The following is a 12,268-nucleotide window of genomic DNA, read 5'->3' on the forward strand; positions in this document are numbered from 1 at the left end:
TACTGGGAGTGCAGGCCGACGGGGGGGTAGCGCGTCGGCCTAACCCTACAATTTTAGGAATTATGCTAAGGAGACAATGATGGCAGGCGTTCGTATCGAAAAAGACTCTATGGGCCCCATCGAAGTACCGGCCGACAAGCTGTGGGGCGCCCAAACCCAGCGTTCGCTGGCGCATTTCCGCATTTCCTCCGAAAAGATGCCGACCGCGCTGATCCATGCGCTGGCGTTGACCAAGCGCGCCGCTGCGCAGGTGAACGTGGATCTGGGGCTACTGCCGGCCGAGCGGGGCGCCGCCATCATCAACGCCGCCGACGAAGTGCTGGCGAACAGCCATGCCGACCAGTTCCCGCTGTCCATCTGGCAAACCGGTTCCGGCACCCAGACCAACATGAACATGAACGAAGTGTTGGCCAACCGCGCCAGCGAGCTGCTGGGCGGCGTGCGCGGTGAAGAGCGCAAGGTGCACCCGAACGACGACGTCAATAAGAGCCAGAGCTCCAATGACGTGTTTCCCACCGCGATGCACGTGGCGGCGGTGATTGCACTGCGCGAACACCTGATCCCCGAGTTGAAAGTGCTGCACAAGACGCTGAGCGACAAGGCCGAAGCCTACCGCGATATCGTCAAAATCGGCCGCACCCACCTGCAGGACGCCACGCCGCTGACCCTGGGGCAGGAGATCTCCGGTTGGGCGGCGATGCTGGCGCACAATCTGAAACATATCGAGGACAGTATCCCGCACATTGCCGAGCTGGCGCTGGGCGGCACGGCGGTCGGCACCGGCCTGAACACCCATCCGGAGTACGCGGTGCGCGTCGCTAAAGCGCTGGCGGAATTGACCCATCAGCCGTTCGTTACCGCCCCGAACAAGTTCGAAGCGCTGGCGACCTGCGACGCGTTGGTGCAGGGACATGGCGCGCTGAAAGGGCTGGCGGCCTCGCTGATGAAGATCGCCAACGACGTGCGCTGGTTGGCGTCCGGCCCGCGCTGCGGCATCGGCGAGATTTCGATCCCGGAGAACGAGCCGGGCAGCTCCATCATGCCGGGCAAGGTCAACCCGACCCAATGCGAGGCAATGACCATGCTGTGCGCCCAGGTGCTGGGCAATGATGTGGCGGTGAACATCGGGGGCGCTTCCGGCAACTTCGAGCTGAACGTGTTCCGCCCGATGGTGATCCACAACTACCTGCAGTCGATTCGCCTGCTGGCCGACGGCATGCAGGGCTTCAACGAGCACTGTGCGGTGGGTATCGAACCGAACCGCGATCGCATCACCCAATTGTTGAACGAATCGCTGATGCTGGTGACGGCGCTCAACACCCACATCGGCTACGACAAGGCGGCAGAAATCGCCAAGAAAGCGCACAAGGAAGGGCTGACGCTCAAAGCCGCGGCGCTGAAGCTCGGCTACCTGACCGAAGCGCAGTTCGACGAGTGGGTGCGGCCGGAAGCGATGGTCGGCAGCATGCAGAAATGATTGATTTGTGAAGCAACCGGGGGCTTACTGAGGTAAGCCCTTTTTTATGGAGAAATTAAGATGTCGCGCGCACAACGTTTACTCGATCTGATGCAGCTGCTGCGCAGCCATCGTTATCCGGTGGCGGGCCATGCGCTGGCGCAAACGCTGGGCATCAGCATGCGCACGTTGTATCGCGATATCGCCACGCTGCAGCAGCAGGGGGCGGAGATCGTCGGCGAGGCGGGCGTCGGCTATGTGCTGCGCCCCGGCTTTATGCTGCCGCCGCTGATGTTTTCGCAGGCGGAGACAGAGGCGCTGGTGCTGGGCATGCGCTGGGTCAGCCGCCGCGGCGACAGCCAGCTGGCGAGCGCGGCGGGCCAGGCGCTCGCCAAGATCGCCGACGTTCTGCCGCCGGCGCTGCGGGAGGAGCTGGAGGCTAACACGCTGTTGATCGCGCCGGTCCAGGCGCCGCCGGTGGCGGATGAAATGCGGGTGCTGATCCGTGACACCATCCGCCGCGAGCGCAAGCTGCATATCGACTATCTCGATCTGGCGGGGCAGCGCAGCGAACGCCTGCTGTGGCCCTTTGCGCTGGGTTTTTTCGAGCAGTTCCAGATGCTGGTCGCCTGGTGCGAGCGGCGCCAGGCGTTTCGCCATTTTCGCCTCGATCGCATTCAGGCCGCTACGCCGTTGGAACAGCGCTATCCGCGCGGCCGGCGGCGGCTGCTGAAAGAGTGGCGCCTCAGCGAGGGCATTGCGGAGCAATAGCGGCACGCTGCTGCCATAAACTGTCAGTCGCACCCCTTAGTCTGTGCCTATCGGGAACCGGCCGGTTCCCATCATTCAGAGGACAGACCGATGACCCTTCCCAGCATGACCCTGCTTTATGTCGATAACCCGCTGAACAGCGCCGCCTTTTATCAACGCTTACTGGGGCAGGCGCCGGTAGAACTTTCCCCCGGCTTCGCCCTGTTCGTGCTCAACAACGGCTTTAAGCTGGGGATGTGGGCCAAACAGGGGGTAAAACCTGTGGCCACACTCACCGGCGGTGGCGGGGAATTGGGCTTTTTGTGCCAGGATCCGCAAGAGGTCGAGGCGCGCTATAACCAGTGGCGCGAACTCGGGTTGCCTATCGAACAAACGCCGACCGAGATGGAGTTCGGTTACACCTTCGTGGCGCGAGATCCGGACGGCCATCGCCTGCGGGTGTATGCCCTTAGCGAGTAGCGTCGTCGGTATACAAGTGCAGGCGCGGCACCAGTAGCCGCAGCGGCCGGGCGTCGGGTTTGTAACGGTGTTTCACCGCGTCGACGTCGTAGTTGAGCAGTTCGCCAATCTTCGGCACTGCGGCGCCGCTCTCTACCTGACACAGAGCGATCAGCGGCAGCGGGCAGGGGTGTTGCACCTGTTTTTGCTGCTGCTGATACCACACCCGGGCGATTGGCTGCACTTTGACCGGCCGCTTGATTTTCAGCGTCGCGTGCTGCGGCAGGCGGCTGACGTCGTCTATCTCGCGGCTCACCAGGGCGGCCCACTGTTCACGGCTGTGCGGCGGCACCGCACGACCGGCTTTCAGGCTTTTCTCCAGCTGTGCCAGGATATCGTCTCGCTTGACGTTTTTGATGATGTGCTTGTTGGCCCATCCGAAGCGCACGGAATCGGGATTGGCCAGGGCGGTGAGGGTGCGATAGGCGCTGAGGGTAATCAGCCCGTGCAGATGGGTGTGCACGAATTCGAAACGCTGCTCCGGCGCCAGGCCGGAATCGACGGTGATAATCTGTTCCAGTTCGCCCTTCAAGCGATTGATGAGCGCCAGCTGCGCTTGCAGCGCCTGATACTCCGGCTGCTCCACGGCCAGACAGATGACGCCGGGCAGGCGCACGGCGGCCTTGCTGCTGACATTCTCGCGGTTATGGTGGATGAACAGCCGCTGATAGTGATCCAGCGCCATATCGCGAGCCGCTTGTCCCACATGCTGTTCGACCGCGATATGCGAGATGGCCTGATGTTCCTGGCCTTTTTCAACCTCAGGCAGGCTGAACACCCGCGCCGCCAGCAACCGCAGCGGGGCGATCTGCTGCTGCAACGCGCCGAGCGCCTGTTCCAGCTCGGTAAAGCAGGCGTTCATCCGGCCAATCACATCGTATCTGCTCATCGCAGGCTCCTATTTTAGTTACAACATACTATAGAGGAGTGGCGGATTGGGGGCAACATCGGCAGCTGAGCCAGAGGTAGCCTCGCTGGCCACCCGGCTTACCAGCGGAAAACACGCCATAACGGTCTCCGGCAGCAGGGCTCGTAATACACCCGGCATGCGTAGTGTTTTGATTCATTGATGGATTTTCTCCTGTTCGTTTGTTTTTTGTTTAATCCATTTGTCATTTGCCGTTGTCCAATGACTGGAACAAACAGAATGGCAGGACGCTATGAGCCCTTAGGGTTATCTTTTCTTCTGTCATTAACGGGTGCTTTAAACGGAGGTTTACTGTGGATATTAAACAGAAAGTCAAAAACATGACGCTGGAAGAGAAGATCGGGCAAAAAATCATGCTGGATTTTCGCTACTGGGATCAGAACGGTAGCAGCAATCAGGATATGACCGTTCCCGATGAAGCCATCGGCAAGCTGATCGCCGATAACCACGTGGGTGGGGTGATCCTGTTTGCCAATAACCTTAAAGACAAGCAGCAAATCAAAACCTTGACGGCCTGGTATGCTGCGATGAAAACCCGCGCGGGCATTCGTTTGTTTATAGGCACGGATAACGAAGGCGGTAACGTGTTCCGGCTGCCGCGCGGCGATTATGCCTCATTCCCCGGTAATATGGCGCTGGCGGCGGCGATTGAAGGGGGGGCGGATAAACAGCTCGCCGTTGAACAGGGCAAGCTGATGGCCCAGGATATGCGCGCGTTGCATATCAATACCAACTTTGCCCCGGTCGTGGATGTCAACACCAACCCGTTCAACCCGGTGATTAACGTTCGCGCCTTCAGCGATGATAAGAACAACGTTTCTCGTCTGGCAGAGAAAATGGTGGCGGGCATGAAACAGCAGGGGCTGATCACCGCGTATAAACACTTCCCCGGCCATGGCAGCACCTCCACTGACTCGCATACCGGTCTGCCGCGCGTCGATCGCACGCGGGAAGAGGCCTTTGCCATCGATATCGCCCCGTACAAGCAGGCCATCGATCGCTGCGCCGCACCGGACATGGTCATGACCGCACATATTCAGTACCCGGCATTGGATAACCGCCAGATAGACACCCGTAGCGGTGAAAAAATCACGGTGCCCGCCACCATGTCGCATGAAATTCAGACCCAGATCCTGCGCAATGAGTTGGGGTATTCCGGCGTAACGATTTCAGATGCCCTGGATATGGGCGCGATTGCCGAGCATTTCAGCCAGCAAGGAGCGGCTGAAAACGTCTTTGCCGCCGGGGTGGATATTGCCTTGATGCCTGTCAGCATCGCCTCGCCGGCCCAGGCGAGCCTGCTGCCGGACCTGATCCGTTACCTTGCGGGCAGAGTGAAAACAGGGCATCTCAGCGAGGCCGATATCGATGCTTCGGTCGAGCGAATTCTGCGTCTCAAATTACGCCATAGCCTGCTGGGGCATAGCGAGAAGCCGTGTTCCAACGACGTTGCGTCGTCAGCGCACAAGCTGGAAAAACGTATCGCCGATCGTTCCATTACCGTGGTTATCAATCGCCACAGCCTGTTGCCGTTCAAGGACAAGGCGCTGCGCTACTTTATTCTGACGCCGTGGGGCGAGCAGGCCAGCGGCATTGCGCGCGTGATGGCGCAGGAGGGGTATCAAAACGTCGTTGCCGCGAAGGAAACGGAGCTGAGCGATGCCCTGGTTAGGGAGCATATTGCCGGCTGCGACGTGTTCTTGCTCGGAACCCTCTCAACCCGCTTTACGCCGGCTGAACAGGATGGGGTCGTAACCTCTGCAACCGGAGCGAGCAATGACAGCAGCCCTTATCCGGGCTGGTTGAAATACGCCGCCGAGCAGGGGAAAAAACGCGTTCACCTCTCACTGCGCGCCCCTTACGATATCGTGAACTATGCCGCAGAGGTGGAGGCGGCCGTCGCCACCTACTCCTACTACGGTTATGACAGCGGCGTGTGGCGTGGCCCTTCGATGGTCTCTTTGGCGCAGGTGCTGACGGGCAAAATCAAACCGCAAGGTAAATTACCGGTCAACACCTGGCATGACTACGATGTGGAAACCAATACGGGCAAGGTGGCGTTCCCTCGCGGGACGGGGCTGAGCTGGTAATGGGATAAGGGCACCGGCGTCGTCTGAATAGGGCGATGCCGGCAGCTAAAAAGCACTGAAAAATCGGGCAGTTTCTTGCCCGGCACGAAACGACATGGGATAACCGTCACTCACGGAAGGAGAACCAGAATGCCGACAGGCGCAACAAAATTAGGCGGATGGCTGTTGATGGCCGCCATGCTGGGCGTGAGCGGATGCGCCAAACCGCCCGAACCAGAGAAGCCCCCGCAGCCGACCCCGCCGATAACGCCGATGCGGGGCATCTGGCTGGCTACGGTTATTGGGCTGGACTGGCCGCCGGCGGCCTCCCTGAAAGCGGAAACCGCGCAAGAGCGGGTTCGCCTGCAGAAACAGGGGCTGACGGAGGCGCTGGATGAGATGGTGAAAACCGGGATTAACGCAGTGTATTTTCAAGTTAAACCGGACGGCTCGGCCCTGTGGCGCTCCAACATCTTGCCTTGGTCTGAGGTATTGACCGGCACCGTGGGCCAGGATCCCGGTTATGATCCGCTGGCCTTTATGCTGAAAGAAGCGCACCGGCGCGGCATCAAAGTCCATGCCTGGCTGAATCCTTACCGGGTTTCCATGAATACCCGCCCACAAACGATTGACGCACTCAATCATACGCTGCAGTCCCCGCCGGCCAGCGTCTATGCGCTGCATCCCGACTGGATACGCACGGCCAATGAGCGCTTCGTGCTCGATCCCGGCCTGCCCGACGTGCGCAACTGGATCACCAGCGTGGTGACTGAAATTGTCAAAAACTATGAGGTCGACGGCATTCAGTTTGACGATTATTTCTATTACGAAACGTCCCAATCGCCGCTGGATGATGAACGAACGTATCGCGCATACGGAAAAGGATTTGCAGACAAAGCCGCCTGGCGCAGGGACAACACGCTGCAATTGATAAAACAGGTTTCAGCCACCGTTCGAGCATTGAAGCCCGCAGTTGCGTTTGGCGTCAGCCCGGCGGGCGTCTGGCGAAACAAGGCGGACGATCCTGACGGCTCAGAGACGCGGGCCGGCGCGCCATCGTACGATACGGCCTATGCCGATACGCGCCAGTGGGTAAAACTGGGGCTGCTCGATTACATCGCGCCGCAGCTGTATTGGCCTTTTGACCGTGCCATTGTTCGCTACGATGTGCTGGCCAACTGGTGGGCCGAGGTGGTGAAAGGCACGCCGGTCCGGCTCTATGCCGGGGTGGCGCTGTATAAAGTGGGTACGCCTGCCGCCAGCGAGCCGGCCTGGACCGTCGACGGCGGCGTCCCCGAGCTGAAAAGGCAGCTGGATCTCAACGAGAGCCTGCCGGGAATGGGAGGAACCATACTGTTCCGGCAACGTTATCTGACTGAGCCGCAAACGGACAAGGCGGTGGAGTACCTGCGAACTCGCTGGAAAACGGGCCAATAATCATAGGCGCTGACATGACCAGCCGCGGCAAACCACCGCGGCTTTTCCTTTTCAGATCAGAGACGAGCCGCTTCCGGCAGGCGTTTCAGGTAATGCACCACCAGCAGCGCCAGCAACAGCATCAGGCTGATAAACGCCGCCACGCCATTCCAGCCGAAGCTGTGCCAGAACACGCCGCCGAGGGTGCCAGCCACGCTGGAACCAACGTAATAGCAGAACAGATACAGCGACGACGCCTGGCCTTTGGCGCGGCGCGCGCGGCGGCCAATCCAGCTGCTGGCCACCGAGTGGGCGGCGAAGAAACCGGCGGTGAACAGCATCATGCCGATGAAGATAGCCGGCACCTGCGGCAGCGCGGTAATCAGAATCCCGATCAGCATAATCACGATCGAGGCCAGCAGCACCGGGCCGCGCCCGAAGCGCGAGGTGAGCGCGCCGGCCTTGGGCGAGCTGTAGGAGCCGGTGAGGTACACCACCGACAGCAGGCCGACGATCGCCTGGCTCAGGTGGTAAGGATCCGCCAGCAGGCGATAGCCGATGTAGTTGAACAGGGTGACGAAGCTGCCCATCAGCAGGAAACCTTCCGCAAACAGCAGCGGCAGGCCCTTATCGTGCCAATGCAGCTTGAAGTTGATCAGCAGGGTGCGCGGGCGCAGCGAGCTGGCGCGAAAATGCCGCGAGGCGGGCAGGATGCGCCAGAACATGCAGGCGGCGGCGAGGGCGAACAGCCCGATGACTCCGAGCGACACGCGCCAGGAGAAGAAGTCGGTCAACACCCCGGTCACCAGGCGGCCGCTCATGCCGCCGATCGAGTTGCCGCTGATATACAGCCCCATCGAAAAAGCGACGAAGCTGGGGTGGATCTCTTCGCTGAGGTAGGTCATGCCGACCGCCGCCACGCCGCTCAGCGACAGGCCGATCAGCGCGCGCATCAGCAAGATGCCGTGCCAGCTGGTCATAAAGGCGCAGATCAGCGTGCAAACCGCCGCCAGCAGCAGCGCCACCACCATCACCGACTTGCGGCCGATGGCGTCGGACAGCGGCCCGGTAAACATCAGGCCGATCGCCAGCAGGCCGGTGGACACTGAGAGCGACAGGCTGCTTTCCGCCGGCGATACGCCGAAATCTTGCGACAACACCGGCAGGATCGGCTGCACGCAGTAGAGCAGCGCGAAGGTCGCCAGCCCGGCGGAAAACAGCGCCAGCGTCACACGCATAAACTGCGGCGTGCCGCGTTCGATATAGGGGAGTTTATTGTTGAGGGTGGAGCGTTTTACTTTTGGCGCAGCGGCCGCGTCATCGTTGGCGGCCAGCGTCGACGGCATCACGGCCGCAGAACGCACAGGGGTTGTCACAGCGTTTCCTTACCGAACTTCGGGGAGATAAACAGACACTTTACAGATAACAAAATGATAGGGAGCGGCGAATTTTTTGTCTAATATATTAATAATTAAAATTAAGATGTTTTAAATATGAATATCGAATTGAGACACCTGCGTTACTTTATCGCCGTGGCGGAGGAGCTGCATTTTGGCCGCGCCGCCGAACGGCTGCGGATCTCCCAGCCGCCGCTCAGCCAACAAATCCAGGCATTGGAAGAGATGGTCGGCGCGCGGCTGCTGGCGCGCAACAACCGCAACGTCAGTTTGACCCAGGCCGGGGAGATGTTCCTCAAAGAAGCCTATCAGGTGCTCGATCAGGTCGGGCGTGCGGCGGAAAAGGCGGCGCGTCTGGATCGCGGCGAGCTGGGGGAAATGACCATCGGCTTTACCTCTTCCGCGCCCTTTATCGGCGTGGTGTCGCGCAGCCTGCGCGCCTTTCGTCAGCACTCTCCGCAGGTGCATATCAAAATGCGCGAAATCAACACCAAACAGCAGATCGAGCCGTTGCTGAACGGTGAGCTGGATCTGGGGGTGATGCGCAACACGCGGCTGCCGGAGGCGCTCCACTATCAGCTGCTGCTGCGCGAACCGCTGGTGGCGGTGGTGCCGGAAGGGCATCCGCTGGCGGAAACGCCCGGCGGCACGCTGCGTTTCCAACATCTGGCGCAGGAGCCGTTCGTGTTCTTCTCGCGCGAAGTGGGCACCGCGCTGTACGACGAAATTTTGCTGCTGCTCGGCAAGGCCGGCATTACCCCGTATATCACCCAGGAAGTGGGGGAAGCGATGACCATCATCGGGCTGGTTTCCGCCGGGTTGGGGGTGTCGATTTTGCCGGCTTCTTTCGCCCGGGTGCGGGTGGATGGCGTGCGCTATTTGCCGCTGGCGGAGCCGGACGCCACGACCGAAGTGTGGCTGGTGCATCACCGCCGGCGGCCGCTGACCGCCGCCGCGCAGGCGCTGATGGCGTTGATGCTGAAATGACGTTGAGCTTGGGCAAATAAAAATCAATTCACGCTGAAATTGCGAGGAATTTGTGCAGCAAATCACATAACGAATCAAATAGTTGACGCTGTATGACAAAAGCCCCACCATAACCCCTAGTCTTTATTTAGAAGCGCGAAAAATAGTAGGAGCAGGTTTGTGATTGCGGTTGGGCAGCCTGGGCATATCGATCAAATCAAACAGACCAATGCGGGGGCGGTTTATCGGCTAATCGATCAACTGGGTCCGATTTCGCGCATCGAACTGTCAAAACGCGCGCAGCTGGCGCCCGCCAGCATCACCAAGATCGTGCGCGAACTGCTGGAAGCTCACCTGGTCAAGGAAACCGAGTACCAGGAAATCGGCAGCCGAGGCCGCCCGGCGGTGGGGCTGGTGCTGGACACCGAGGCCTGGCACTACCTGTCCGCCCGTATCAGCCGCGGCAGCATCACGCTGGCGCTGCGCGATCTCAGCAGCAAACTGGTGGTCGAGGAGCAGCTGCCGCTGGCGGCCGAACACCCCGAACCGCTGCTGAAACGTATCCTGACCGAAGTCGATCAGTTCTTTATCCGCCACCAAAGCAAGCTGGAGCGGCTGACGGCGATTGCCATCACGCTGCCGGGTATCATCGACGTGCAGTCCGGCGTGGTGCACCGCATGCCGTTTTACGACGTGCTGGAAATGCCGCTCGGCCCGGCGCTGGAAACCCGCACCGGCCTGCCGGTTTACCTGCAGCACGATATCAGCGCCTGGACTATGGCCGAAGCGCTGTACGGCGCCTCGCGCGGCAGCCAGAACGTCATTCAGGTGGTGATCGACCACAACGTCGGCGCCGGGGTGATCACCGGCGGCCATGTGTTGCACGCCGGCAGCCACAGCGTGGTGGAGATCGGCCACACCCAGGTCGATCCCTACGGCAAACGCTGCTACTGCGGCAACCACGGCTGTCTCGAAACCGTGGCCAGCATCGAGAACATGCTGGAGATCGCCCAGCAGCGTCTGAGCGGTTCGATGAGTTCCAGCCTGCACGGCGCGCCGCTGACCGTCGAGTCGCTGTGCGACGCCGCGCTGGCAGGCGATCAGCTGGCGCGGGACATCATCCTCGGCGTCGGCCACAGCGTGGGGCGCATTCTGGCTATCATGGTCAACCTGTTCAATCCGGAGAAGATCCTGGTGGGCTCGCCGCTCAACCGCGCGGCGGAGATCCTGCATCCGGCCATCGCCTCCTGCATTCGCCAGCAGGCGCTGCCGGCCTACAGCGAGCAGGTCAAGGTCGAATCCACGCAGTTCTTCAATCAGGGCACCATGCCCGGTGCGGCGCTGGTGAAAGAGGCGCTGTACAACGGTTCATTGCTGGTGCAGCTGCTGCAGGGCTAACATCAGAACTTCTTATTAATCCCGCAAAAGATTGAGCTACCTCAAGCCCCTACGTGGCAGCATCCCCTAGAATTTTTCCGAAAGACTTCCTCGCCGCCGGTGCGGCGACACATTGTTAACGGGGCATTCTGGGGCATTTTATTCATGTTGAAGCGTTTATTTGTGACAGGCACGGATACCGACGTCGGTAAAACCGTGGTTTCCCGCGGGTTGATGCAGGCGCTGGCCGCCGAAGGCCGTTCGGTGGCAGGCTACAAACCGATCGCCGCACGCTGCCAGGAAACCAGCGAGGGCATCCGCAATAAAGACGCTTTGGTGTTGCAGGCATCCTCAACCCTGCCGCTGTCCTACGAGGAGATCAATCCCATCACCTGCCTGGATGAGGTGTTTCATGCGCATGCGACCGAGGACATTAACTATGGTGTGATGAGCAGCGGTCTGCGGGATCTGTCCGCCAAAGCCGATACGGTGGTGGTGGAAGGCAGCGGCGGTTGGCGGGTGCTGATGAACGATCTGCGGCCTTACGCCGAGTGGGTGGTGCAGGAACAGCTGCCGGTGGTGCTGGTGGTGGGCATCAAGCTGGGCTGCGTCAGCCACGCGCTGTTGACCGCACAGTCGATCATCAACGACGGCCTGCCGCTGTTGGGCTGGGTGGCTAACCGCATCAACCCAGGGTTAGCGCACTATGCCGAAACCATCGCGGCGCTGCAGCAGCGCATACCTGCGCCGCTGCTGGGTGAAATTCCCTACCTGCCGCGTGCGGAGCAGCGCGAATTGGCGCACTACCTCGATATTTCCACGCTGCTGTAAGCCCGCTAGGCGCACAGCACCGCCAACAACCGGGCAGCGATCAGCAGGCCCAGCCCGTACACCGTGTGGGTGAGCAGGCTGAGGAGCCGCGCTCTTCGTGGGTAGGCGGTTTTCGCCGCCGCCACGCCAAAGCCCAGCGCGGGCTGCATCACCAGAAACGGCGCCGCCAGGCTCAGCCAGCCGCTCAACAGCGCGATGAACGGCTCCGGCGCAGCATACCACCCGGTGCCCGCCAAACCGATCGGGATAAAGGCAAACGCGATGCCGATGGCGTAGTGCAATATCCAGCCGATTTTTCTCTCTCCTCGGCGCGGCGGCGCCGTAACGATGGTGGCGTGAAACCAGCGGCCGTCGAACATGCCGAGAAACCAGCGGCCCACCAGCGCATAATCGAGGGAAGGGATACTGAAGCGCCGCTTCAGCAGCAGCGCCCACAGATCCATGCAGAGGGTGGCGCCAACGCCGGTTAACAGTATGCGCACTAACAGATCGGGGGTCATAGGGGTGTCCTTGACTCAGTGACGTGATAAGGTGCGCACAGTGTGCAACTTAAAGTCGG

The 12,268-nt window shown here is 60.7% G+C and carries 11 protein-coding genes; 8 read left to right on the forward strand and 3 right to left on the reverse strand.

All coding sequences use genetic code 11. The annotated features are described in order from the left end of the window. Positions 1–79 precede the first annotated feature (79 nt). The 3 genes from fumC to EGY12_RS18005 all read left to right on the forward strand — a co-directional run bounded on the left by fumC (position 80) and on the right by EGY12_RS18005 (position 2,686). Positions 80–1,477 (forward strand): class II fumarate hydratase, encoded by a 1,398-nt coding sequence (fumC, locus tag EGY12_RS17995; protein WP_123894846.1) that lies wholly within the window; start codon positions 80–82, stop codon positions 1,475–1,477. A 60-nt stretch (positions 1,478–1,537) separates the two neighbouring features. Further along, positions 1,538–2,227, forward strand: coding sequence for a YafY family protein (locus EGY12_RS18000; protein WP_123894847.1), 690 nt, complete (start codon positions 1,538–1,540; stop codon positions 2,225–2,227). A gap of 90 nt (positions 2,228–2,317) precedes the next feature. Then, on the forward strand, positions 2,318–2,686 hold the full coding sequence (locus EGY12_RS18005) for a VOC family protein (RefSeq protein WP_049272170.1): 369 nt from the start codon (positions 2,318–2,320) through the stop codon (positions 2,684–2,686). On the opposite strand, the gene tus is transcribed toward EGY12_RS18005, so the two are convergent. Further along, a complete protein-coding gene (gene tus, locus EGY12_RS18010) occupies positions 2,676–3,614 on the reverse strand; it encodes a DNA replication terminus site-binding protein (protein WP_123894848.1) in 939 nt (312 codons plus the stop codon). The two genes, EGY12_RS18005 and tus, sit on opposite strands and share 11 nt — an antisense overlap. Positions 3,615–3,946: 332 nt before the next feature. Here tus and EGY12_RS18015 point away from each other — a divergent pair, with 332 nt between their 5' ends. Both EGY12_RS18015 and EGY12_RS18020 read left to right on the forward strand, forming a co-directional pair. Further along, positions 3,947–5,743, forward strand: coding sequence for a glycoside hydrolase family 3 protein (locus tag EGY12_RS18015; protein WP_123894849.1), 1,797 nt, complete (start codon positions 3,947–3,949; stop codon positions 5,741–5,743). Positions 5,744–5,872: 129 nt separating this feature from the next. After that, entirely contained in the window at positions 5,873–7,159 is a 1,287-nt protein-coding gene (locus tag EGY12_RS18020) for a glycoside hydrolase family 10 protein (RefSeq protein ID WP_371415366.1), read from the forward strand. 56 nt (positions 7,160–7,215) lie between these two features. On the opposite strand, the gene EGY12_RS18025 is transcribed toward EGY12_RS18020, so the two are convergent. Further along, positions 7,216–8,484: an MFS transporter gene (locus EGY12_RS18025; protein ID WP_031300458.1), complete on the reverse strand. Its 1,269-nt coding sequence runs from the start codon at positions 8,482–8,484 to the stop codon at positions 7,216–7,218. Positions 8,485–8,631: 147 nt separating this feature from the next. On the opposite strand from EGY12_RS18025, the gene EGY12_RS18030 reads away from it, so the two are divergent. The 3 genes from EGY12_RS18030 (at position 8,632) to bioD (ending at position 11,709) form a co-directional block, all read left to right on the forward strand. After that, positions 8,632–9,522: a LysR family transcriptional regulator gene (locus EGY12_RS18030; RefSeq protein WP_123894850.1), complete on the forward strand. Its 891-nt coding sequence runs from the start codon at positions 8,632–8,634 to the stop codon at positions 9,520–9,522. Between the two features lie 159 nt (positions 9,523–9,681). After that, complete coding sequence (locus EGY12_RS18035) at positions 9,682–10,899, forward strand: ROK family transcriptional regulator (protein WP_096242212.1); 1,218 nt, start codon at positions 9,682–9,684, stop codon at positions 10,897–10,899. 144 nt (positions 10,900–11,043) lie between these two features. Further along, the gene (bioD, locus tag EGY12_RS18040) at positions 11,044–11,709 is read left to right on the forward strand and encodes a dethiobiotin synthase (protein ID WP_049199186.1); all 666 of its coding nucleotides are present in this window, start codon (positions 11,044–11,046) and stop codon (positions 11,707–11,709) included. Between the two features lie 5 nt (positions 11,710–11,714). Here bioD and EGY12_RS18045 read toward each other — a convergent pair whose 3' ends face one another. After that, positions 11,715–12,209: a DUF2938 family protein gene (locus EGY12_RS18045; RefSeq protein ID WP_123894851.1), complete on the reverse strand. Its 495-nt coding sequence runs from the start codon at positions 12,207–12,209 to the stop codon at positions 11,715–11,717. Between the last annotated feature and the right edge of the window lie 59 nt (positions 12,210–12,268).

Origin of the sequence: Serratia sp. FDAARGOS_506, assembly GCF_003812745.1 — a bacterium.
Taxonomy (GTDB): domain Bacteria; phylum Pseudomonadota; class Gammaproteobacteria; order Enterobacterales; family Enterobacteriaceae; genus Serratia.